The organism is Streptomyces radicis (assembly GCF_003626575.1).
In the GTDB taxonomy this organism is placed as follows: Bacteria; Actinomycetota; Actinomycetes; order Streptomycetales; family Streptomycetaceae; genus Streptomyces; species Streptomyces radicis.
The window spans coordinates 129,769-153,449 of the sequence record NZ_RBDY01000004.1 but is presented as its reverse complement, the minus strand read 5'-3'; the positions used below and the strand labels follow the sequence as shown (position 1 = coordinate 153,449).

At 73.0% G+C, this 23,681-nt stretch carries 21 protein-coding genes; 17 read left to right on the top strand and 4 right to left on the bottom strand.

The features are described from left to right. The first annotated feature begins 137 nt into the window (after positions 1-137). The 6 genes from D7318_RS08315 to D7318_RS08290 all read left to right on the top strand — a co-directional run bounded on the left by D7318_RS08315 (position 138) and on the right by D7318_RS08290 (position 6,187). A complete protein-coding gene (locus tag D7318_RS08315; RefSeq protein ID WP_120696234.1) occupies positions 138-1,688 on the top strand; it encodes a hypothetical protein in 1,551 nt (516 codons plus the stop codon). A 127-nt stretch (positions 1,689-1,815) separates the two neighbouring features. After that, positions 1,816-2,541 (top strand): TenA family transcriptional regulator, encoded by a 726-nt coding sequence (locus D7318_RS08310; protein WP_120696233.1) that lies wholly within the window; start codon positions 1,816-1,818, stop codon positions 2,539-2,541. A gap of 87 nt (positions 2,542-2,628) precedes the next feature. After that, a complete protein-coding gene (locus tag D7318_RS08305; protein ID WP_120696232.1) occupies positions 2,629-2,982 on the top strand; it encodes a Rieske (2Fe-2S) protein in 354 nt (117 codons plus the stop codon). Between the two features lie 3 nt (positions 2,983-2,985). Continuing rightward, positions 2,986-4,242, top strand: a complete 1,257-nt coding sequence (locus tag D7318_RS08300; protein WP_120696231.1) for an NAD(P)/FAD-dependent oxidoreductase — start codon at positions 2,986-2,988, stop codon at positions 4,240-4,242. Between the two features lie 2 nt (positions 4,243-4,244). Next, the gene (locus D7318_RS08295; RefSeq protein WP_120696230.1) at positions 4,245-4,562 is read left to right on the top strand and encodes a Rieske (2Fe-2S) protein; all 318 of its coding nucleotides are present in this window, start codon (positions 4,245-4,247) and stop codon (positions 4,560-4,562) included. Positions 4,563-4,687: 125 nt separating this feature from the next. Beyond that, positions 4,688-6,187, top strand: coding sequence for a fused MFS/spermidine synthase (locus tag D7318_RS08290; protein WP_230423519.1), 1,500 nt, complete (start codon positions 4,688-4,690; stop codon positions 6,185-6,187). A 94-nt stretch (positions 6,188-6,281) separates the two neighbouring features. Here D7318_RS08290 and ppdK read toward each other — a convergent pair whose 3' ends face one another. Continuing rightward, a complete protein-coding gene (gene ppdK / locus D7318_RS08285) occupies positions 6,282-8,981 on the bottom strand; it encodes a pyruvate, phosphate dikinase (RefSeq protein WP_120696420.1) in 2,700 nt (899 codons plus the stop codon). 208 nt (positions 8,982-9,189) lie between these two features. Between ppdK and D7318_RS08280 the strand changes: the two genes are divergently transcribed. From D7318_RS08280 to D7318_RS08230, 11 genes are all read left to right on the top strand, one after another. Further along, positions 9,190-10,194 (top strand): 2-hydroxyacid dehydrogenase, encoded by a 1,005-nt coding sequence (locus tag D7318_RS08280; RefSeq protein WP_120696229.1) that lies wholly within the window; start codon positions 9,190-9,192, stop codon positions 10,192-10,194. 71 nt (positions 10,195-10,265) lie between these two features. Next, the gene (locus tag D7318_RS08275) at positions 10,266-12,689 is read left to right on the top strand and encodes a SpoIIE family protein phosphatase (protein WP_120696228.1); all 2,424 of its coding nucleotides are present in this window, start codon (positions 10,266-10,268) and stop codon (positions 12,687-12,689) included. A 633-nt stretch (positions 12,690-13,322) separates the two neighbouring features. Further along, positions 13,323-13,850 (top strand): hypothetical protein, encoded by a 528-nt coding sequence (locus D7318_RS08270; protein ID WP_120696227.1) that lies wholly within the window; start codon positions 13,323-13,325, stop codon positions 13,848-13,850. A 92-nt stretch (positions 13,851-13,942) separates the two neighbouring features. Continuing rightward, on the top strand, positions 13,943-14,929 hold the full coding sequence (locus tag D7318_RS08265) for a LacI family DNA-binding transcriptional regulator (RefSeq protein WP_120696226.1): 987 nt from the start codon (positions 13,943-13,945) through the stop codon (positions 14,927-14,929). A gap of 725 nt (positions 14,930-15,654) precedes the next feature. Next, complete coding sequence (locus tag D7318_RS08260; protein ID WP_120696225.1) at positions 15,655-16,614, top strand: ribokinase; 960 nt, start codon at positions 15,655-15,657, stop codon at positions 16,612-16,614. 109 nt (positions 16,615-16,723) lie between these two features. Next, complete coding sequence (locus D7318_RS08255; RefSeq protein ID WP_120696224.1) at positions 16,724-18,040, top strand: ABC transporter substrate-binding protein; 1,317 nt, start codon at positions 16,724-16,726, stop codon at positions 18,038-18,040. 28 nt (positions 18,041-18,068) lie between these two features. Beyond that, positions 18,069-19,028 (top strand): carbohydrate ABC transporter permease, encoded by a 960-nt coding sequence (locus tag D7318_RS08250; RefSeq protein WP_120696223.1) that lies wholly within the window; start codon positions 18,069-18,071, stop codon positions 19,026-19,028. Beyond that, positions 19,025-19,912, top strand: coding sequence for a carbohydrate ABC transporter permease (locus tag D7318_RS08245; RefSeq protein WP_120696222.1), 888 nt, complete (start codon positions 19,025-19,027; stop codon positions 19,910-19,912). The genes D7318_RS08250 and D7318_RS08245 overlap by 4 nt, the downstream gene beginning before the upstream one ends. A gap of 38 nt (positions 19,913-19,950) precedes the next feature. Beyond that, positions 19,951-20,448, top strand: a complete 498-nt coding sequence (locus D7318_RS08240; protein WP_120696221.1) for an RpiB/LacA/LacB family sugar-phosphate isomerase — start codon at positions 19,951-19,953, stop codon at positions 20,446-20,448. 61 nt (positions 20,449-20,509) lie between these two features. Continuing rightward, a complete protein-coding gene (locus tag D7318_RS08235; protein ID WP_120696220.1) occupies positions 20,510-21,286 on the top strand; it encodes an RraA family protein in 777 nt (258 codons plus the stop codon). A 127-nt stretch (positions 21,287-21,413) separates the two neighbouring features. Further along, on the top strand, positions 21,414-21,626 hold the full coding sequence (locus D7318_RS08230) for a hypothetical protein (RefSeq protein ID WP_120696219.1): 213 nt from the start codon (positions 21,414-21,416) through the stop codon (positions 21,624-21,626). Between the two features lie 46 nt (positions 21,627-21,672). On the opposite strand, the gene D7318_RS08225 is transcribed toward D7318_RS08230, so the two are convergent. The 3 genes from D7318_RS08225 to D7318_RS08220 form a co-directional block, all read right to left on the bottom strand. Beyond that, a complete protein-coding gene (locus D7318_RS08225; protein WP_120696218.1) occupies positions 21,673-22,134 on the bottom strand; it encodes an SRPBCC family protein in 462 nt (153 codons plus the stop codon). Between the two features lie 65 nt (positions 22,135-22,199). Then, on the bottom strand, positions 22,200-22,520 hold the full coding sequence (locus D7318_RS32405) for a hypothetical protein (RefSeq protein ID WP_147437644.1): 321 nt from the start codon (positions 22,518-22,520) through the stop codon (positions 22,200-22,202). Further along, positions 22,517-23,596 carry a LacI family DNA-binding transcriptional regulator gene (locus D7318_RS08220; RefSeq protein ID WP_230423518.1) on the bottom strand — a complete coding sequence of 360 codons (1,080 nt, stop codon included), beginning with the start codon at positions 23,594-23,596 and terminating at the stop codon, positions 22,517-22,519. The genes D7318_RS32405 and D7318_RS08220 overlap by 4 nt, the downstream gene beginning before the upstream one ends. Between the last annotated feature and the right edge of the window lie 85 nt (positions 23,597-23,681).

Sequence of the window (23,681 nt, the reverse complement as noted above, 5' to 3'; positions counted from 1 at the left end):
ACGCATTCTGCACAAATAATGTCCCCGACAATGTGCATCCTCACTCTGTGGCCTGGCAGTCAGGCTCGCCAGCATGCCGCTTCAACCATTGGACTTCGGCCCCTGGGCTCGCCGGGAGCCGGGTAGGGAGTGCGGACGTGGAACTCACTGCTGCGCACTGGAGTTACTTCGCGGGGGTCGTCGTCATCATCGCGGTGATGATCGCCCGCCGGAACATCGTCGTTCCCGCCGTCATCGCCACTTTCCTCACGGCCTGGTTCTACAGCGGCAGCCTGATCCAGGGGATCACCTCGATCTTCTCCGCGAGCCTGACTGCCGCGTCGGAGCTTTTCAGCATCTTTCTCATCATCGCGCTGATCACCGCACTGCTCGGCGCGCTGCGCGCCATGGGGGCGGAGCGCCGCATGGTCAAGCCGTTCAGGGCGCTCATGCGCAACGGCCGCGCGGCCTTTGTCACGATCGCGGGGGTCACCTATTTCATCAGCCTGTTCTTCTGGCCCACCCCCGCCGTTCCGCTGATCGGCGCGATCCTGCTGCCCGCCGCGATACGCGCCGGGCTCCCCGCCATGAGCGCCGCCGCCGTGATCGCCATCGCGGGCCAGGGGATGGCGCTGTCGAGCGACTATGTGATCCAGGTGGCTCCCGGCCTCTCCGCGACCGCGGCCGGGGTGAGCACCGAGGTGGTCGCCGACCGGGCGATGGTGCTGTCGCTGATCACGGGTCTTGTCGCGCTCGCCCTGGTCTACTGGCGCGGTCGGCGCGCCTTCGGGACGCTCAGCGAGGAGCACGAACTCCGTTGGGAGAGCGAGTCGTTGGCCGCCGTCGCGAGCGTGCGGGGGGAAGCGGCCGGCACGGCGGACGCGACCGCCGAGGGGGCCGCGGCGACCCGGGCGGTCCGCGCTCCCGGCGCGGAGCCCGGTGAGGGCTCGGGCGCGGGCGGCCCTGTCCCTGGCGGGGAGTCCGGCCCTGGCGGGGACGAGCCGGTGCGGCGGTCCAGGGCCTTCGCCCTGCTGGTGCCGCTGACCTTCGCGGCGATCGTCGGCTACATGCTGCTCGGCAAGTTCACCGATGTCGTCGGCGAGGTGCAGGGCGGCGACGCGGCGGGCCTGGTCGGGGGCGTCGCCATGCTGCTGCTGATCGCCGCCGTGTTCAGCGTCGACGGCGGCCACGGGCTCACCACGGCGGCGACGCACGTGGTCGACGGGCTCGTCTTCGCGTTCAAGGCGATGGGCGTCGTGGTGCCGATCGCGGGCTTCTTCTTCCTCGGCAACGCCGACTTCATCACCAGGATCACCGGCGTGGAGTCGGGCGAGCCCCCGGCGCTGCTGTTCGACCTCGTGTCCGCCGCCGACCAGCACATCCCCGACAACGGCTTCGTGCTCGCCTTCGCCATCCTCCTCACCGGCATGATCACCGGGCTCGAGGGCTCGGGGTTCGCCGGGCTGCCGCTGACCGGGTCGCTTTCAGGGGCGCTCGGGCCCGAGGCGCACGTCGACCCCGCCACGCTCGCCGCGGTCGGCCAGATGGGCTCGGTGTGGACCGGGGGCGGCGTGCTCGTCGCGTGGTCCTCGCTGCTCGCCGTGGCCGGGGTCGCCAGGGTGCCCGTGCAGGACCTCGTCAGGCACTGCTTCCTGCCCGTCGTGGTGGGCCTCGCGGCGGCGACCAGCCTGGCCACGGTGCTGTTCTGAGGCCGCCGCGCACCGAAACGGCACTCTGCACAGAGAATTCCGTCCGCCCTGTGCACAAATACCATCCTCCCCTTCGGGATTCCCGCCTACGTTGGGGTCACCCGAACCGCGGAAAGGACAACGGCGCATGACTGAGCTCCTGGCGAGGGATGATTTCCGCGCCGCACTCGAAGATGCCATCAAAGGCCGCGAGGCGAAGAACGCCTCGTTCAGCAGAGCATGGGCGGAAGGGCGTCTGAAGCGCGAGCACTTCGCCCGCTGGGCGGAGAACCACTACCACTACGTCGGCCCGTTCGCCGACTATCTCGGCTACATCTACGGAAACACCCCGGACGAATTCACCGGGGCCAAGGACTTCACCCTCCAGAACATGTACGAGGAGGAGCTCGCCGACATCAGGCACACCGACCTCCTCATCCGCTTCGCCGAGGCGTGCGGCACCACGAGGGAGCGGGTCGAGGACCCGTCCAGCATGAACGCGGTCACCCGAGGCCTCCAGTCCTGGTGCTACGCCGTCGCCATGCGCGAGCACTTCGTGGTCGCCACGGCCGCCCTGGTCGTCGGCCTCGAGTCGCAGGTGCCCAGCATCTACCGGAAGCAGATCGTCCCGCTGCGCGAGTCCTACGGATTCACCGAGGACGAGATCGAGTTCTTCGACCTGCACATCACCTCCGACGTCGTGCACGGCGAGCGCGGCTACCAGATCGTGCTCGACCACGCCGACACCCCGCGGCTCCAGCAGCGCTGCCTGCGATTCGTCCGCTGGGGCGCCGAGATGCGCTACTCGTACACGCAGGCGCTCTACGAGCACTATGTGCGGCCCGACCTGGAGTCGGCCGCGGTGGCCGCGTAGGCCCGACCCCGCAGAGCCAGGGACGGCGGCGGCGGGAGCGCGATCCCGCCACCGCCGTCCCCCGTATCCGACCGCCGGAGGGAGCACATGTCCGACTGGGTCAAGGTCGCCGAGCTCACCGAGTTGAGCAGGCGAGGGAAGAAGCTCGTGGTGCTCGGCGACGAGCGCGTCGCCCTCTTCCACGACGACGGCGAGGTGTTCGCCTTCCGTGACGCGTGCGTGCACAAGGGCCGCCCGCTCTCCCGCGGCACGCTGCTGCGCGGCCGCCTCATCTGCCCAGGCCACCAGTGGGCGTTCGACCTGCGCACCGGCAGGGCCGACGACCGCGACGACCACCAGCCCGGCTTTCCCGTGCGCGTCGTGGACGGCGGCGTCTGGATCCGCCCGGGCGCGCCCGCCGCGCCGCCCGCCCCGCTCACCGCCAGGACCGTACAGGAGTAGGTCATGTCAGACACCCCGCAGAGCGTCGTCGTGGTCGGCGCGAGCCAGACCGCCGCGGTCGCCGCCCGCACCCTGCGCCGCCGCGGCTTCGAAGGGCGGATCACCCTCGTCGGCGACGAGCCCCACGCCCCTTACCAGCGGCCCCCGTTGAGCAAGGAGCTCCTGAACGGCGGCCTGTCGGGCGCCGACACCGAGGTGCTGTCCGAGACGTGGTGCGCCGACAACGCCGTCGAGCTGCGGCTCGGCACCGCCGCCCGGCGGGTCGACACCGCCGCGGGCGCGGTCGAGTTGGCCGACGGGACGCTGGTCCCCGGCGACCGCTTCCTGCTGGCCACCGGGGCCCGCGCCCGTCGGCTGCCCGGCCTCGAGAAGGACCACGAGCGGATCATCCATCTGCGCGGCCTCGACGACGCCCTGCGGCTGCGGGCCCTGCTGCGCCCCGGCGGCCGCCTCGTCATCGTGGGCGCGGGCTTCGTGGGCTCGGAGGTGGCCTCGTCCGCGCTCGCGGCCGGGGTGCGCCCCGTGGTCATCGAGCAGGCGGCCGAGCCGCTCGCGCGGGTGCTCGGCGCCGATCTCGGCCGGTTCTGCGGGCGGCTCCAGCGCGACAACGGCGTGGAGCTGCACACGGGCGAGACCGTCAGCTCGGTACGCGCCACCTCGGACGGCGTGGTAGTGACCACGGAGAGCGGGCTGCGGGCCGAGGGCGACGCCGTGGTGGTCGCGGTCGGCGCGCTGCCGAACGTGGACGTGGCGCGCAACTCGGGGATCTCCGTCTCCAACGGCGTGCTCGTCGACGAGTACTGCCGCACCAGCCTGCCCGGCGTCTGGGCGGCCGGGGACGTCGCCAACCACCGCCACCCGCTGTACGGACGCTGGATCCGCGTCGAGCACTTCGACAACGCCAACAAGCAGGGCATGGCCGCGGCCAAGAACATCCTGGGCAGGCCCACCGTCCACGACGACCCGCACTGGTTCTGGTCCGACCAGTTCGGCCTCAACCTCCAGCACTGCGGGCAGGCCAGGACGTGGGACCGCATGGTGGTGCGCGGCTCGCTCGACGAGGCCGACTTCATCGCCTTCTGCCTGGCCGACGGCGTGCTCACGGCGGCCTTCGCGGCCGAGCGCGGCGGCGACATCCATGCCGCGAGGGAGCTCATCGCCCGGCGCGCGACCCCGGATCCGGCGCTGCTGGCGGACGAGGACGTGGAGCTGGCCCAGCTCGTGGACGCGTCGGCCGCGGTGCCGGCGGGAGGGAGCTGACCATGGAGTATGTCAAGGTCGCCCGCTCGGGCCAGGTGCCCGAGGGCGTCGTGCGCCGCTTCTTCGTGGGCGAGGTCGAGATCGCCGTGGCCCGCTTCGGCGGCGAGGTGTTCGCCAGCGCCAACCACTGCACCCATCTGGCCTGCCTCCTCTCCGCGGGCAAGGTCACCGAGGACGGTCTGCTCTGCTCCTGCCACGGCAGCGTCTTCGACTTCGCCACCGGCGAGCCGCTGTCCCCGCCCGCGACCGAGCCGATCACGGTGTACCCGGTGCGCGAGGAGGACGGCGAGATCCTGGTGGGCGGCGTCACACCACCCTGACGCCGCGCCCGCGGTCGTCGGACGCCCGTTCCCCGGACCGCTTTCCGGCCCGTTTTCCGGACAGGGGCCCGCGGCTTGTAGGTTCGCCGGGACGGGGCGGATCTCCGAGGGGAGCGGGCGTGGTGGTGGCTGAGGAAGCGGTGCGGGTGCCGGGGATCGGGCCGAGGGCCGGTGCCGTCCTGGTCTTCGGCTCTTCGGCGGCGGTGCTGGTCGTCGAGCTGGTCGCGCTGCGGCTGCTCGCCCCCTACATCGGGCTCACCATGGAGATGAACACCATGGTGATCGGCATCGCCCTGTCCGCGATCGCCTTCGGGTCGTGGGCCGGTGGGCGGGCCGCCGACGCCGTGGCGCCCCGGCGCGCGCTCGGCCCGCTGCTCGCGCTCTCGGGCGTGGCCGTCGCGGCGACGCCCCCGCTGGTGCGGCTCGTGGGCGACGCGGGCGGCGGCCTGGTCCTGTATGTCGGCGCGGCCTGCCTGTTCGTGCCCGCCGCGCTGCTCACGGCGGTGACGCCCATGGTCACCAAGCTGCTGCTCGTCGACCTCGAGGCGACCGGCACGGTGGTGGGGCGGCTCTCCGGGATCGGCACGGCGGGCGGGATCGCGGGCACCGTGCTGACCGGGTTCGTGCTGATCTCGGTCGTCCCGGTCAGCGTCATCCTGTTCGCGCTCGGCGCGCTGCTGCTGGTGACGGGCCTGGTGGTGGACGCCTCGTCGCGGGACTGGCGCCGTGGCCGCAGGGCGCTGGTGGCGGGCGTGGTCGTCGGCGGCAGCGTCACGGTCGGGGCGGCGGTGCCGAGCGGCTGCGACGCCGAGACGCGTTACCACTGCGCGAGCGTGGTCGACGACCCCGAGCGGGAGAGCGGCAGGACCCTCGTCCTCGACGGGCTGCGGCACTCGTATGTGGACCTCGACGACCCCGAGCACCTGGACTTCGCCTATGTCCGGGCGATCGCCTCGCTCGTCGACACCGCCTACCCCGAGGGCGAGGCCCTCGACGCCTACCACCTGGGCGCCGGTGGGCTCTCCGTCCCCGGCTATCTGGCGGCGGCGCGCCCCGGCTCCACGAGCGTGGTCTCCGAGATCGACCCCGGCGTGGTCGAGATCGGCAGGGAGCGCCTCGGCGTCGAGACGGGCGAGAGCCTGAACGTGCGGGTGGAGGACGGCAGGATCGGCCTGCGGAGGATCGCCACGGGCTCCCGCGACCTGGTCGTCGGCGACGCGTTCGGCGGCATCAGCGTGCCGTGGCATCTCACCACCCGGGAGGCCGTCGCCGACATCAGGCGCGTGCTGCGCCCCGGTGGCGCGTACGCGGTCAACGTGGTCGACCACGGCGAGCTCGCGTTCGTCCGCGCCGCCGTCGCGACGGTGCGGGCGGAGTTCGCGCACGTGGCCGTGGCGGGGGCGGGCGGGTCGTTCGACGGCGCGGGGGGCGGCAACTTCGTGGTGTCGGCCTCCGACACCGCGTTCGACACGGCGGCGTGGGGGCGGCGCGTCGCCGAGCGCGGCGGCGACTGGCGGGTCGTCGACGGCGCCGCGCTCGACGCGTGGATCGGTGACGCGCGCGTCCTGACCGACGACTTCGCGCCGGTCGACCAGCTGCTCACGCCCTACCCGCGCCGCGGCTGACCCGGCGCGGAACGCCGGGTCCCGCGCCGGGCCGCCCGGCTCGATCCACACCTCGAACCGGGCGGCCCCGCGGGGGCGTTCACCCGGCCCTGGGTCAGCCCTCGGCCGCCGCCCGGCCCGCTTCGAGGCGGGCGATGGGGATGCGGAAGGGGGAGCAGGAGACATAGTCGAGGCCCGCGGCGTGGAAGAAGTGCACGGACTCGGGGTCGCCGCCGTGCTCGCCGCACACGCCGAGCTTGAGGCCGGGGCGCGCGGCCCGGCCCGCGGCGATGGCGGTGGTGACGAGCGCGCCGACGCCGTCGGCGTCGATGGTCTCGAACGGGGAGACGCCGAAGATGCCCTTCTCCAGGTAGGCGCCGAAGAAGCTGGCCTCGACGTCGTCGCGGGAGAAGCCCCAGACGGTCTGGGTGAGGTCGTTGGTGCCGAACGAGAAGAAGTCGGCGGACTCGGCGATCTGGCCCGCCGTCAGCGCGGCGCGCGGCAGCTCGATCATGGTGCCGAGCGGGATGTCGAGGCGCGTGCCGTGGTCGCGCTCGACCTCGGCCACGACCCGTTCCGCCTCCTCGCGGACGATCTCCAGCTCCTGCACCGTGCCCACGAGCGGGATCATGATCTCGGGCCGTGGCGCGCCGCCCGCCGCCCCGCGCCGGGCCGCCGCCTCGGCGATGGCCCGCACCTGCATCGTGAAGAGGCCGGGGACGAGGAGTCCGAGCCGCACGCCGCGCAGCCCCAGCATGGGGTTGCGCTCGTGCAGCCGCCGCACGGCCGTCAGCAGCCTGGCGTCGTGGACGTCGTGCGCGAGCGCGACGCGCACCGACAGGTCGGTGAGGTCGGGCAGGAACTCGTGCAGCGGCGGGTCGAGCAGCCGCACGGTGACCGGCAGGCCGTCCATCGCGGCGAACAGGTCGGTGAAGTCGTCGCGTTGCAACGGCAGCAGCGCGGCCAGCGCGGCCTCGCGCTCGTCGTCCGACTCGGCCAGGATCAACCGCTCGACGAGCGTGCGGCGTTCGCCGAGGAACATGTGCTCGGTGCGGCACAGGCCGATCCCCGCGGCGCCGAAGCGGCGGGCGCGCGCGGCGTCGTCCGCGGTGTCGGCGTTGGCGCGCACGTCGAGCCGCCTGACGCGGTCGGCGCAGGTCATGAGCCGGTCCACGGCCGCCACGAGGTCGTCGGTGTCGGCCGGCGCCGTTCCCTCGAAGTACTCGACGACGGCGGACGGCACGACGGGTACCTCGCCGCGGTGGACCGCGCCCGTGGTGCCGTCGATGGAGATGACCTCGCCCTCGGCGACGACGGTGCCGTCGGCGGTCGTCAGCGTGCGCGCGGCGGGGTCGACGCGCAGCTCCTCGGCACCGCACACGCAGGTCGTGCCCATGCCCCTGGCCACGACGGCGGCGTGCGAGGTCTTGCCGCCGCGTGCGGTGAGGATGCCCTGGGCGGCGAGCATGCCGTCGAGGTCGTCGGGGTTGGTCTCGCGGCGCACCAGGATGACGCGCTCCCCGGCGGCCGCGCGGGCGACGGCGGTCGCGGAGTCGAAGACGGCGGCGCCCACCGCGGCCCCTGGGGATGCGCCGATGCCGGTGGCCAGCCGCTCGCCCGCCACGTCGCCCGCCGCTTCGGTGGCGAACCTCGGGAACATCAGCCGCGCCAGCTGCCCGCCGCTGACCCGGCGCAGCGCCTCACGCTCGTCGATGAGGCCCTGGTCGAGCAGCTGCACGGCGATCCTGAACGCGGCCGCCGCGGTGCGCTTGCCCACCCGGGTCTGGAGGATCCACAGCGTGCCGCGCTCGATCGTGAACTCGATGTCGCACAGATCCCGGTAGTGGTTCTCCAACACCTCCATCGTGCGGAGCAGTTGGGCGTAGCAGGCCGGGTCGGCGGTGGCCAGGTCGGCCAGCGGCACGGTGTTGCGGATCCCGGCGACGACGTCCTCGCCCTGGGCGTTGGCCAGGTAGTCGCCGTAGACGCCCTGGTGACCGGTCGCGGGGTCGCGGGTGAACGCCACGCCCGTGCCCGAGTCGGGGCCCAGGTTCCCGAAGACCATGGCGACGACGCTGACCGCGGTGCCGAGGTCGTGCGGGATGCGCTCCTGGCGCCGGTAGAGGCGGGCGCGGTCGCCGTTCCACGAGTCGAACACGGCCCGGACGGCCAGGTCCAGCTGCTCCCGCGGATCCTGCGGGAAGCCGCGCCCGGTGCGGACGCGCACGACGTCCTTGAACCGTTCGACCAACGCGCGCAGCTGGTCCGCCGTCAGCTCCACGTCGGTGGCGGCGCCCGCCGCCCGCCGCGCGTCGTCGATGAGGTCCTCGAACGCGTCGCCCTCGATCCCGAGGACGGTCCTGCCGAACATCTGGATGAGCCGCCGGTAGGAGTCCCACGCGAACCGCTCGTCACCGGCCTGGCGGGCGAGGGCGGTCACCGAGGCGTCGGTGAGGCCGATGTTGAGGACGGTGTCCATCATCCCCGGCATCGAGAACTTGGCGCCCGAGCGCACCGAGACCAGGAGCGGGTCGTCGCCCTGCCCGAGGCGGCGGCCCATGCGCCGCTCCAGCGCGTCGAGGTGCGCGCTCACCTGAGCGTGCAACGTGTCCGGCTCGGCGCCGGTGCGCAGGTAGGCGCGGCACGCCTCGGTGGTGATCGTGAAGCCCGGCGGAACGGGCAGGCCGAGCCTGGTCATCTCGGCGAGGTTCGCGCCCTTGCCGCCGAGCAGGTCGACCAGGCCCTTGTGGCCCTCGGCGAAGTCGTAGACATAGGTGGTCGCGGTGGTCGCTGTGGCTGAGGGTGAGGGGGTGATGAGGGGAGATATACGCGTATCCGGCACGGGACTTCGACTCCTCGTGAACGGCTGCCCTGACACGGGGAGGCTACCCTGAGATCGCTCATCTGAGCGTGCGATCGATCAAACGTGGCACGAGTCACGTCGGCGTACCCGCCGAGGCAGCGCGGTCCGCCGCCCCGCGTCGCCGACACTGGACGGCGGAACGGAAAGGAAGGAGCGGGCGATGGAGATCGTCGCTTACGGCGTCACGGCGGACGAACGCCCCTTGCTCGAGGCGGCGTTCGAGGGGCGGCACCGGCTGCGCTGCCTCGAGCTGATCCTGGACGGGGACACCGTGGCCACGGCGTCCGGGTACGAGGTGGTGTGCAGCGGCGTCAACGACGTGCTCGACCGCCCCGTGCTGGAACGCCTGGCCGCGGGCGGGACCCGGCTGATCACGCAGCGGGCCACCGGGTACAACAACATCGACCTGCGCGCCGCCGGTGATCTCGGCCTCACCGTGGCCCGCGTCTCGTCGTACTCGCCGCACTCGGTCGCCGAGTTCGCCTGGGCCCTGGCGCTTGCCGTCAACCGGCGGGTGACCCGGTCGGCGACGCGCACGCGGGACTTCGACTTCCGGCTCACCGGCCTGATGGGCCGGGACTTCCACGGCCGCACGGTCGGCGTTCTCGGCACCGGGAAGATCGGCACCGCGTTCACCCGGATCGCGGCCGGGTTCGGCATGCGGCTGCTCGGCCACGACGTGGCCGCGAGCCCGGAGTGCCAGGCCCTCGGCATGGAGTACACCGACCGCGACCGGCTGTTCGCCGAGTCCGACCTGATCAGCCTGCACGTTCCGCTGCTGCCCGACACCCACCACGTGGTGGACGCCGCCGCGCTGCGCCGCATGAAGGACGACGCCATCCTCGTCAACACCAGCCGCGGCGGGCTCATCGACGCCCACGCCCTGGTGGAGACGCTGCGCGCCGGACGGCTCGACGGCGTGGGCCTCGACGTCTACGAGGAGGAGGCCGGGGTCTTCTTCTTCGACCGGTCACTCGACGTGGTGACCGACGACGTCCTCGCCCGCCTGATGACGTTCCGCAACGTGCTGGTGAGCTCGCATCAGGCGTACTACACGCGGGACGCGGTGGGCGAGATCGTCGCGACGACGGCCAGGAACGTCGAGGACCACCTGGCCCGCCGCACGACCGACGACACCCTGGTCCCACCCCCCACCCACGACTGACCGAACAGCCGCCGTCGGGCCGGGCACGCGGGGGATATGCGGGTATCGCGGGGGGATGGAATGATTTTTGCATGGTCGATGAGGGCTCCCCGTCCTCCCGCGCACCGGCGAGCGCCGCCGAGGACATCGACGCGCCGCCGGACGCCACGGCCATGGTGGACGGCGCGGGCGTCATCAGCCGGTGGAGCGCGGGCGCCCGCTTCCTGCTCGGCTGGTCCGAGCCCGAGGCGCTCGGGCGCCACGCGTCCCTGCTGCTGGCCGAAGGCACGGCGCCCGAGATGTTCCGTGGCCTCACGGGCCTGCGCCGCTGGAACGGCTCGCTCGCGCTGCGCCACCGCGAAGGCCACCGGGTCACCGTCCCCCTGGTGGCGCACCGCGGCGCGCCGGGGACGGGGGAGGGCGGCTGGCTCCTGGTCACCGCGTTGACGGGCAGGGAGCCGCGCGCCGGTGACGAGGACCTGGCGAGGTGGGGCTTCTCCCAGTCCCCCTGCGCGACCGCGATCTACGACGCCGATCTGCGGCTGCGCAGGATCAACGCCAGGATGGAGGGCGTCATGGGCCTGTCCGAGGACGAGGTCCGCGGGCTGCTGGTGACCCAGATCGGGGGCAGGGAGGAGCACCTGGTGGTGGAGCGGGCGCTGCGCGGCGTGCTGCGCGGCGGTCGCCCGCGCGACCTGGACATCACCATGCGGACCGGCGGCGAGAGCCGCGTGCACGCCTGGCGGATGGCCATGGCGCCGCTGCGCGATCCGAACGGCCGGGTCCTCGGCGCGAGCCTGACCGCCCACGACACCACCGAGGAACAGGCCGCGAGGGAGCGGCTCGTCGTGGTGAACGAGGCCAGCGTCCGCATCGGCACCCAGCTCGACGTCACCAGGACGGCCGAGGAGCTCACCGAGGTGTGCGTCCCCCGGCTCGCCGACTTCATCACCGTCGACCTGCTCGACCCGCTGGACGGCCAGCACCCCGAGGCCCGCCACCTGACGCTCCTGCGCGCCGCGCACCGTTCGATCCACGACGGCTCGCCCGAGGCCGTGGTGCACCTCGGCGCCCTCGAGGTCTACCCCGAGCGCTCACCGCGGATCCGCGCGCTGAGCGAGGGGCGGACCATCCGCTGCGGCGACGAGGAGGAGGTGTACCGCTGCTGGAGCGGGGAGAGCGTGGCCAGGGCGGCGATCTTCCGCGAGAGCGGCGCGCACGCGACGTTGGCCGTGCCCCTGCGGGCGCGGGGCGAGGTCCTCGGCGTGGCGGTGCTGGTGCGGCACCGCCGCCCCGAGCCGTTCGCCGAGGACGACGTGCTGGTGGCCGAGGAGATCGCCGCGCGGGCCGCGGTCTGTATCGACAACGCCCGCCGCTACACCAGGGAGCACGAGGTCGCCCTCACGCTCCAACGCAGCCTGCTGCCCCGCGCGCTGCCGCGTTCCACCGCGGTGCTGACCGCGTCGCGCTACCAGCCCGCCATGCCGCACGCCGGTGTCGGGGGCGCCTGGTTCGACGTGATCCCGCTCTCGGGGGCGCGGGTCGCCCTGGTCGTCGGGGACGTGGTCGGCCACGGCGTCAGGGCGTCGGCCACCATGGGGCAGCTGCGCACCGCCGTGCGCACCCTGGCGGACCTCGACCTGCCGCCCGATGAGCTGCTCACCCACCTGGACGACCTGGTGGTGCGCCTGAGCCTGGACGCCGACGACACCGAGAAGGCCGACGAGGTCGGCGCCACCTGCCTCTACGCGGTCTACGACCCGATATCGCGCCGCTGCGCGCTCGCCAGGGCGGGCCACCCGCCGCCGGTGCTGAGGCTCCCCGACGGCACGGCCAAGGCGTTGGACATGCCGCTCGGACCTCCCCTGGGCCTCGGCGGCCTGCCCTACGAGCCCGTCGAACGCGAGCTGCCCGAGAACGCCCTGCTCGCCCTCGGCACCGACGGGCTCCTCGAGGGGAGGGGCCGGGACCTCGACACGGGGCTGCGCACGCTGTGCGACGTGCTCCGCCGCCCCGACGCCGAGCCGGGCCGGTCGTTGGACCTCCTGTGCGACACCGTGCTCGGCGCGCTGTTGCCCAAGGGGGAAGCGCGGGACGACGTCGCCCTGCTGTTCGCCAGGACCAGCGCGCTCGACCCGTCGAGGGTCGCCACCTGGGACGTCGACCCGGTCCCGCCCTCGGTGGCCGAGATGCGCAAGCGCGTCAACGAACGCCTCACCGCGTGGGGCTTCGACGAAGACACCGCGCTCACCTGCGAGTTGCTCAGCAGCGAGATGGTCACCAACGCGATACGGCACGCGGCGCCGCCGATCCAGCTGCGGCTGATCCTGGACAAGGCGCTCATCTGCGAGGTCTTCGACGCGAGCAGCACGGCCCCCCACCTGCGCCGCGCCCGTTCCCTCGACGAGACGGGCCGCGGCCTGATGCTGGTCGCCTCGCTGGCCCAGCGCTGGGGCAGCCGCTACACGAAGAGCGGCAAGACGATCTGGGTCGAACAGCCGCTCCCGAGCAGTTGAGACGGTACGCCTGCCGCGGGCTACCCGATGCCGCGGGCGACCCCGCGCTGCGCGCCTGCCACGGGCGCGCGCCCGTCCCGCGGCGGTCCGCGCGCTGCGCGGTGCGGTGCGCCTGCCGCGGGCGGCTCGGCGCCGCGGGAGATTGCGCCCTGAGTCCGTTGTGGGCCTCGGCGGTAGTGGGTGCGTGTCTGTTCCGGGGTGGTCAGCGCGCTGTGCGCCGCCCCGAACGCGCCGCGGAGGCCCCCGTGCCGGAGGCGGCTCCGCTCCGTGCTCGCCGCGGGCGACCCCGTGCCGGAGGCCACTGCGCCCCATCCCCGCCGCGGGCGACCCCGCGCCGGAGGCGGCCCCGCTCCCAGCCCGCCGCAGGCGAACGGGCACGGCAGGTGGCTCCGTTCCGAACCTGCCGCGGGCGGCCCCGCGCCGAGCCCGCCGCAGGCGACCTGCTGCGGGCGACCCCGCGCCGGAGGCGGCCCCGCGCCCAGCCCGCCGCAGGCGACCCGCCGCGGGCGGCCCCGGGCCGTGCGCTGCCGAGCCCGCCGCAGGCGAACTCGCTGCCGAGCCCGCCGCAGGCGACCCCGTATACTCGCCCGCGCGCTGCCGAGCGCGCCATCGCAAACCGGGGGGAACGCGTCCGTGCACCACCACAATGACCCGGCCTGGGGGCCGCTCCCCGTTCGATCCGCCGCGCTGCGCTGGCTGGTGCTCCTGCCCCTGACCCTGGCGTTCCTGCCGCTGTGGTGGGTCGTGTGGATCCTTCTCGCGCTCTGCTTTCACGGCGTCGCGGCGGTGGTCCAGCTGTTCGTCTACCTGGTGCCGCGCTCCGAGCGCGGCGCGGTGCGGGTGCTCGACGCCACGCTGGGCCGCGTGCCGTTCATCCCGCGCTGGTGCGTGACCCCGGTGTCGCTGGTGCGGGAGGGCGACACCGCGTACTACCGGGCGCGCGTCGAACGGCGCATAGGGAAGAAGACCCGGCTGCTCGCGAAATCCCCGTACCTCTACGCGGCCCACCGCGACCTCGACCTCGGCGTGCACTACTACCGGGGCGCGGGCGCGGGCCACGTCCTGCACGTCGCCTCGGAGCAGGGCTGGAACCTCCACCCCGAGCTGCGCACGCGCCCCCGCCACTGCGTCAGGCTGCGCCACAGCGGCCGGACGCCCTGAGACGCCGGGAACCGACCGGCCCCTGACGCCTCTGCCTCTTGCCCGGCGCCCGGCCGTGCCAGGGCCGCGCGGCTCGCCCGTAGGCTGGGGGCATGGCCGTTACCCGCGACGACGTGGCCCGGGCCGCCGGTGTGTCACCCGCGGTCGTCTCCTATGTGATCAACAACGGGCCGCGGCCCGTCTCCGCGGCGGCCAAGGAGCGGGTGCTCGCGGCGATCGCCGAGCTGGGGTACCAGCGCGACGCGATGGCGCGCTATCTGCGCACCCGGAAGACGCATTCACTCGGCCTTGTCGTGCCCGACCTCGGGCAGCCGTACTTCGGCGCGATCACGCAGCACCTCTCCGAGCAGTCGTTCGACTCGGGCCACCAGCTCCTGGTCGCCACCACGTCGTGGCGCCCCGAGCGGGAACGCGCCCAGCTCGCCAGCCTCGCCGAGCGCCGGGTCGATGGCGTGATCCTCATGAGCACCGACCCGTTGCAGGACTTCGCGCCGCTCCAGGCGCTCGGCATCCCGATCGTCGTCGTCGACCGGCCCGAGGTCGCCGTCGAGGGCGCCAGGGCGGCCACCGCGCACCTCATCGAGCACGGCCACGAACGCATCGGCCTGGTCGGCGCCGACGGGGAGCATGTCGCGGGGCGGCGTCAACGGGAGGGCTGGGCGGGCGCGTTGCGCGACCACGGGCTCGAGGCGCGGCCCGACGACGTGTTCTCCGCCGAGGCGACCAGGTCCGCCGGATACGCGGCGGCCATCGCGCTGCTCGACCGGGCCGACCGGCCGACGGCCCTGTTCGCCACGTCCGACGCGCAGGCGGTCGGCGTGATCCGCGCGGCGCGCGACCGAGGTGTCGCGATCCCCGAGGGCCTCGCGCTGGTCAGCGGCGAGGGAACGGACCTGACGGGCTTTGCCGTTCCGCGGCTGACCGCCGTTGAGCAGCCGGTCGCGGCCATTGCGCGGGAGGCGCTTTCGGCGGCGTTCGAGGCGGATCCCGGCACGGTGAGCCGTCTCGACCACCATGAGTTCGGCCTGGTGCGCCGCGAGTCCTGCGGCTGCCACGAGAGCATCCCCGCCGACCAATAGCCGACCATTCAAGCCCCACCTGCTCCGCCGACCTGTAGCCCGCCGCAGGCGAACCCGCCCCTTCGGGCCAAGGCCCCGGCACCCGTTCCGCCGACCTGTAGCTCGTCGTCGGAGCTGCCGCAGGCGAACGTGTACGTTTCGGGCCACTGCCCGGACCACCTTCTCCACGGACCTGTAGCCGGTCGTCCGGCCCGCCGCAGGCGAACGCGCCGCAGGCGAACCCCTTTTCGGGCCACTGCCCGGATCACCCGTTCCGCCGACCTGTAGCTCGTCGTCGGAGCTGCCGCAGGCGAACGTGTACGTTTCGGGCCACTGCCCGGACCACCTTCTCCACGGACCCGTAGCCGGTCGTCCGCCCCACCGCAGGCGAACGTCGTCCGAGCTGCCGCAGGCGAACGCGCCGCAGGCGAACCCGCCCCTTCGGCCCACGGTCCGGCACCTGTTCCGCAGACCTGTAGCTCGTCGTGGGGGCCCGCCGCAGGCGAACGCGCCGCAGGCGAACCCCCTTTCGGGCCCACGGTCCGGCACTTGCCCTGCGGACCTGTAGCCCGTCGTCATAGCCCGCCGCAGGCGAACCCCCCTTTCGGGCCCACGGCCCGGCACCTGTTCCACGGACCTGTAGCCCGTCGTCGGGGCCCGCCGCAGGCGAACCCCCTTGCGCTCTCGTTCTCTTCGTGTAGATTCCCGGTCTACACGAAGAGAATGGCTGGATCTGGGAGGCAACGATGCTCTCGTCGGCGCGCAACGGGCAGGTTCTCGTCATTGGTTCGGCCAATGAGGACCATGTCCTGACCGTGGACGCCCTTCCCGTCCCCGGTGCCACCGTCCTGGCCGGATCCAGCACGCTCACCGCCGGGGGCAAGGGGGCGAACCAGGCGGTCGCGGCCGCGCGCGGCGGCGCCGACACCGCGTTCGTCGCGGCGCTCGGCGCCGACGACCGCGGCGCCCGCCTGCGCGCCGCGCTCGAGGGCGCGGGCGTCGACACCCGCCTGGTCGGCCGCCGCCCCGGCGCCCCCACCGGGCTCGCCGTCGTCACCGTCGCGGCCTCGGGGGAGAACGCGATCGTCGTGGCCGCCGGTGCCAACGCCGAACTCGACGCCGACGCCGTCGAGGCGGCGCTGGCCGACGCGACGCCCGCGCACCTCGTCGTCGTCCAGTGCGAGATCCCCGTGCCCGCCGTGTGCCGGGCGCTCGAAGTGGCCGGTCGGCGGGGCGCGTTCGCGATCCTCAACCTCGCCCCCTTCGTCGCGCTCCCCGAACGCGCCCTGCGCGCCGTCGGCCTGCTGGTCGTCAACGAGTCGGAGGCCAGGGCGGCGCTCGGCGAGCGGCCTGGGGCGGCGGGGCGCGCCGTCGACGACCTGGCCCCCGCGCTCGCCGCCCGGTTCGGCTGCGCGGTCGTCGTCACGCTGGGCGCGCGCGGGGCGCGCTGCCGCACCCGCGAGGGGCGGGATGTGACGGTGCCCGCGCACCCGGTGCCCGACGCGGTGGACACCACGGGCGCGGGCGACGCGTTCGTCGGCTTCCTCGCCGCGGCGCTCGCCCGGGGGGCCGATCTCGCCGACGCCGCCCGCACGGCCTCGGTGGCCGCCGCGCTCTCGGTCCAACGGCCCGGCGCCCAGGCGTCGTTCCCCGCCCTCGCCGAGGTCGACGCCGTCCTCGCCACGAACCCCGCCCCCCACCGCTGACCCGACCCCCGACCCGACCCGACCCCCGACCCGACCCGACCCCCGACCCGATCCGCTGTCCCGATCCCGTTTCGCCCCGTCCCACTGCTCGACGAAGAGGAGGAGCACGATGCGAACCACTCACCGGCGGCGACTTTCGGCCACGCTCGCGTCGGCCACCGCCACGACCCTCGCGCTCGCCGGTTGCGGAAGCGCCGAACCCGTGGCCTCGACCGGCAGGGCCGATGGCTCGATCACCTACTCGTTCTGGGGCAATCCGGCCCGCGCCGAGAAGGTGGGCACGGTCATCGACCTGTTCGCGGCGGCCCACCCGGACGCGGACGTCTCGGTCGAGGTGGCCGAGTACCTGAACTACATCGAGCGCATGACCGTGCGGGCCGCGGGCGGCGGTCTTTCCTGCGCGATCGGCATGCAGAGCACGTTCTACACGCGCTACGCCGAACAGGACGTGCTGCGCCCGCTCGACGACCTGATCGAGAGCGGGGAGATCGACGTCTCGCAGATCCCCGACGAGGTGCTCGAGGCCGGGCGCGTCGACGGCACGCAGTACATGATCCCGACCGGCACGTTCGCCCGCCTGCTCGGCTACAACGTCGACCTCGTCGCGGAGAGCGGGGCGCCGCCGCCGACGGACGACATGACGTGGGACGCGTACGCGGACTGGCTGCGCGAGGTCCAGGCCGGGCTGCCCGAGGGGGTCCACGCCACGGAGATCGAGGCGCCCAACATGTTCTCGTTCACCTCGTGGGTGATCGGCCATGGCGAGGAGATGTTCGACGAGGGCGGCCTCGCGTTCGACCAGGAGCTGCTCGAGGAGTGGTTCCGGTTCTGGCTCGACCTGACGGACGAGGGTGTCACCGTCCCCGTGGACATGCTGGCCGAGCAGAACGCCGCGCTCGAGCTCACGCCGCTCGCGCAGGGGGCCGCGGCCGTGGGCACGCGCGACATCCCGCAGCTCCACATCACCGAGCAGGCCCTCGACGGGGCGGGCCGCGGCTCCGAGATCGCCGAGGTCTCCATACCGAGCCCCGACCCGGGGCGTTCGGCCAACGTGCTGGGCACCAACGGGATCTCGATCCCCACCGGGTGCGACCAGGTCGGCACGGCCGCGGCGTTCATCGACTTCTTCGTCAACGACACGGAGGCCGCGCTCGCCTTCCAGTCCGACAACGGCATCCTCACCAACACCCGCGCCCAGGAGGCCCTGGTCGATGACGCGGACACGCCCGATTCCGTCCGGCGCAACGTGACCACGCTGCGCGAGCTGACCGACTCGGGGGACCTGACGACCACGACCTACCCGTCGGGCCTGACGACGCTGACGACCGAGCTCTCCCGCCTCTACCAGGAGGCGGCGTTCGGGCAGACGAGCGTGGAGGACGCCGCCTCCGCCTTCTTCACCGCCGCCGAGCGGGCGCTGGACTGACGCCCGGCCGAGGAACGGAGTTCTCCCGATGACCATCACGATGGAACGCCCCCCTGGCCGGAGCGCGGCCCCGCCGCCGCCGGGGCGACGCCGCCCGCTCAGGAGCCGCCGCGACAACCTCGCGGGCTATCTCTTCCTCAGCCCCTGGCTGCTGGGCTTCTTCCTGATCATCGGCGGCCCGATGGTCGCCTCGCTCTACCTCTCGTTCACCGACTACTCCGTCCTCGGCACCCCCGAGTGGGCGGGGACGGACAACTACGAGCGGATGCTCACCGACGACCCGCGGTTCTGGGCGTCCCTCACGGTCACGCTCACCTACCTCCTCGCCTCGGTGCCGCTGGTCCAGGTGTTCGCGCTGTTCCTCGCGAGCCTCCTCAACCGCGGCATCGGCGGGCTGACCTTCTACCGCGCCGTGTTCTACGTGCCCTCGCTGATCGGCGGCAGCGTCGCGATCGCCATCCTGTGGCGCTTCCTGTTCGAGGGCGACGGACTGCTGAACAACGCGCTCGGCAGCGTCGGCGTCGACACCAGCCACTCGTGGATCGGCACGCCCGACACCGCGCTCGGCACGCTGGTCGTCCTCAACGTCTGGCAGTTCGGCGCGGCCATGATCATCTATCTGGCCGGGCTGCGGCAGATCCCCGCCGAGCTCTACGAGTCCGCGTCCGTGGACGGCGCGGGCAGGGCCCGCAGGTACTGGTCGATCACCCTGCCGCTGCTCAGCCCCGTGATCTTCTTCAACGTCCTGATGAACACCGTCGGCGCGTTCCAGGCGTTCAACACCGCCTACATCGTCAGCAACGGCACCGGCGGGCCCGCCGACTCCACCCTCTTCTACACCCTCTACCTGTATCAACGCGGCTTCGTCGACTTCGAGATGGGCTATGCCTCCGCACTCGGCTGGGCGCTGCTCGTGCTCGTCGCCGCTGCCGCGGCCGGCCTGTTCGCCCTGAGCCGCCGCGTCGTGTTCTACGGAGACGAACGATGACCACGCACACGTTCACCGCCAGGCGCGGGCGCAAGGCGGGACCACCCCGCGCCACCAACCCCCGACAGTTCCTGCGGCACCTCACGCTCATCGCGCTCGGCGTCGTCATGTTCTACCCGCTGGCCTGGATGCTCGGCGCCTCCCTGCGCGACGACGGCGCCATCGCCGACCCGGGCGTCTGGCCGGGCGACGGCTTCACCGTGGACGGCTACGTCGAGGGGTGGCGTGGCGTCTCCGGGGTGGCGTTCGGCCGCTTCATGCTGAACTCGTTCCTGGTCGCCGCCCTGTGCGTGGTGGCCAACCTGATCGCCTGCTCGCTCGCGGCGTACGCGTTCGCCCGCGTCGACTTCAGGCTGCGCAGGCTGTGGTTCGCCCTGATGATCGGCACGCTCATGCTGCCGCACCATGTGATCCTCATCCCGCAGTACATGATGTTCCGCGAGCTGGGCTGGATCGACACCTATCTGCCGTTCGTCGTCCCGAAGTTGCTGGCCACCGACGCGTTCTTCGTCTTCCTGCTGGTGCAGTTCTTCCGCGCGATCCCACGGGAGCTCGACGACGCCGCCCGCCTCGACGGGTGCGGCCACCTGGGCATCTTCTTCCGCGTCATCCTGCCGCTCGCCAAGCCCGCGCTGGCCACCACCGCCATCTTCACGTTCATCTACAGCTGGAACGACTTCTTCACGCCGCTCATCTACCTCACCGACCCCGACCTCTACACCGTCCCGCTGGCGCTGCGCTCGTTCATCGACACGACGTCGAGCTCGGCGTTCGGGGCGCTGTTCGCGATGTCGGTCGTCTCGCTCCTGCCGGTGCTCGGCGTCTTCATCGCCTTCCAGAGGCTGCTCGTCGAGGGCATCGCCACCACAGGACTACGCGGCTAGCCAACTCCAGGACTCAGGCCAGGATTTCAGGAGGCCCCATGCGCATCGCCATCTCCAACGACCACGCCGGATTCCCGCTCAAGCCGCTGATCGTGGACGCCGTCGCCCGCCTCGGGCACGACGTGATCGACGTCGGCACGGCCGACGCGACCGCCGTGGACTTCCCGCTCATGACGCGGCGGGTGACCGACCTGGTCACCTCGGGCCGCGCCGACCGCGGCGTCCTGGTCTGCGGCACGGGCGTCGGCGCCGCCATCGCGGCCAACAAGGTGCCGGGGATCCGCGCCGCGGTCATCCACGACACCCATGTCGCCCGCCAGGGCGTCGAGCACGACGACGTCAACGTCGCCTGCCTGGGCGCCTGGATCGTCGGGCCCCGCATCGCCGAGGACGCGGTCGCCGCCTACCTCGCCGCGCGCTTCAGCACCGACCCGGACTTCCGCCGAAGGGTCGAGCAGCTCGCCGACATGGAGCGGGCGGCCCGGGCGGGACGGGCGGGCCTGGGGGGAGGTGATGCGCCGGGCGGCACGCCCTGAACCGACTGTCGCGCCCCTCAGATCACCACCGGAAAAGCAGAGTTGAGAAAGGTTCCACACCATGGCGCTCTCCAGCGCGCGCAAGAAGGAAATCCTCGACACCGTCGCCAAGCTCAGGGTCACCGATGTCCGTGACGGCCTCGACTGGGTCGGCCGCCACAACATCGGCACGGTCTCGCCCGAGATCCGGCCGCTCTGGCGCACCAAGGCCGCGGGTTTCGCCGTCACCTGCCGCCATATCCCCACCCAGCGGACGGTCCCCACCATGACGCCGGGCGACTACACGAAGTGGGCCTACGAGTACTGGTACGGCGAGGTGTTCGCCAACGACCTCGCCGACCAGTTCTCCGACACGTCCTTCCTCGTCGTCGACACGTGCAACACGCCGACCCCCGCGGTGGGTTCCATGGACTCCATGATCTGGGCCGCCCTCGGCGCCCGCGGCGTGCTCACCAACGGCGGCACCCGCGACTCGGACGAGACGCTGGAGCAGAAGGCGATCCCGATCTGGTCCCGCTGGATCGTCCAGCCCATGTACCAGGGGCGGGTCGAGTGGGGCGGCCACAGCATGCCCGTCGAGGTCGGCGGCCAGCTCGTCAGGCCCGACGACCTCGTCGTGGCCGACGGCGACGGCGCCATCGTGGTGCCCGAGGAGCTCATCGACGACGTTCTGACCTACGCCATCCAGGAGTCCGAGAACGACAAGCGCGTCCGCGCGCTGCTCTTCGACCGCCTCGGCATCCCGCGCAACGCGAGCACCGAGTCCGTGTTCGAGGTCGAACCGCACCCGTACGCCCTCAGCGCGGAGGCCCTCGACAAGCGGCTGAAGCGGGCCTGACCCCCAAGGGGCGCCGAGCGCCGCACCACACCGCTCGGCGCCCCACCCGGCCCACATGGAGGGGAATGGGCGAGATTTGATTTTCGCGAGGAGAGTGTGCATTGTCCTCTTCGTAAATCTTCGTGTCGTGGACGGCCCGCATCAGGGCCAGGCGGTCACCCCCGCCGACAACAACGTTGAATACCGGCTTCCCCACCCGGCGAGGAGGGGGGTCCACTGCCGCTATCTGGTGCGGGAGCAGCCAGGATCGCCCGCTCCCGACGGGGAGCAGGAGGAGATCGCCCTGCACTACGCCGGGAACTTCCTGACCAGAGCCGAGGACGACCTCGTCCTCGGCTGAAGGCCGCCGACGCGCGCCGTGCGCGTCGCGGATCGCCCCGCGAGGGTCAACGTTCCGTGTGCGACGCGAGGTTGGCGAGGGACGAGGCGAGGCCCGCGGCGTGGTCGTCCGCCGAGATGCCGTCGGGCACGTCCTCGGCGACGATCTCGACCCGGGTCCCCGCCTCGACGGCGGTGACCTCCCAGGTCATGGTCATCGTGCCCGCGTAGGCGGGGTCGTCCGAGACGAAGTCCACCGCCTGCACGACGCGCGCCCCGGGGACGATGTCGACGAAGCGGGCCTCGACGACATCGGAGTCCGCCGTCGCCTTGCCGGGGGCGCCCGACGCGTCCGCGTAGGTGAGCACAAGACGGTACGAGCCGCCGGGGCGGGCGTCGAAGCGTTCGAACGCCCCGGTCATCCCCGCCGGGGGGAGCCAGGCCGCCAGCGCGTCGCGATCGACGAGCGCGGCGAAGACCCGATCGGTGGGTGCGGCGACCACCCGTGACGCCCTGTCCGTTCGTGGCATGCCCGGATCTTAGGCCCTGTCCTGGCGGTCTTCGAGGCGCGGCCCGCGTCGTCGGACGGGGCACATCATCGTAGGGGCGGTTCCGGTCGGGGGTCTGACCTGGCTTGGTGCGGGCCGCGCTCGCCCTGGCGTTCAGCGGGTTGAGAGTCGTCTGCCTTCGCCAACGCGTGGCGCGCCGGTGGTGCGTCTCCGCGAATCGTCCTGCCACCCGGGCCGCGCGGCTGCTCGGTCAGGTGGGCGGGGCGGTCGCGTTCGCTCTCGTCGGCGCGGGCCTCGTCGTGCGCGGCGTGCAGCGCGTCGGTGTCGAGTGTGCGGTCCTTCGTGCGGGCCACGGCGGCCAGGAGCCGCCCGACCGGGGCGGTGAGCCGGGCGCCGAGCGCGCTCACGTCCCGCGCCGTTCGGAACGCGGGGGCGCGGTGCTGTCGCGGACGACCAGCTCGGTCGCCAGCTCCACGCGCGTCTGGGCGAGCGGCTCGCCGTGGGCCAGCTCGACCACCATCGTCGCGGCCGTGGCGGCCATCGCGGCGAGGGGCTGGTGAACGGTGGTCAGCGGCGGAACGGTCCACCGGGCGGGGCGCAGGTCGTCGAAGCCGACGACGCTGAGGTCATCGGGGATGCGCAGCCCTGCCTCGGCCGCCGCCCGGTACACGCCGAGGGCCAACGCGTCGTTGCACGTGAACACGGCGGTCGGCGGCTCGGGCAGGCGCAGCAGGGCACGGGCGTGCGTGAGGCCCTCCTCGGCCCGGTAGTCGCCGACGCGGACGAGCGCGGGATCCACCGGAACGCCCGCGGTCTCCATGGCCGTTCGGAAGCCGTCCACCCTGGCCCTGCTGGCCAGGGCGTCCTCGGGTCCGGTGATGACGGCGATGCGCCGGTGCCCGAGCTCGATGAGGTGCCGGGTGGCGGAGAGCCCGCCGCTCCAGTTGCTCGCGCCGACCGAAGGAGAGGCGTGCGCGGGCTCGCCGTTGGGGTCGACGAGGACGAACGGGATGCCGCGGGCGCGCAGTTGACCGCTCTGCGTGTCGGTGAGGACCGAGTACACCTCGATGATGCCGGTGGGGCGGCGGTAGAGGACGTCCTCGACCCAGCCGAGCCCGGGCGTCTGGCGCCCTTGCAGCTCGGACAGCACGAGGGCGAGCCGGTGTTCGCGCGCGACCTGCTGGACGCCCTTGATGATCTCGATGTGGTAGGAGTCGCGGATCTGCCGGAAGACCAGCTCGAGCACGGCGGCGGGGCGGGCGGCCCGCTTCTGCCGCTGGTGCCCGTAGCGGCGGATGACGTCCTCGACGAGGGCGCGCGTGCGGGGCGCGACGTCCTCGCGCCCGTTGACCACCTTGGAGACCGTGGCGACCGAGACGCCCACGTGGGCGGCGATCTGCGCACTGGTCAACGGCCCGGTCGGCCCGCCCTGAGGCCCGGTCGGCGCGCCGTCGGTGGGGGAGGACCGGTCTGTCGGGGACACGCCCGAAAGCCTACCCCCGGGCCCCGCGCGCGAGCCCTGGCCAGGGAAGCGACGCCGGGTGGGCACCGGCGCGTTGGGCGTCCCA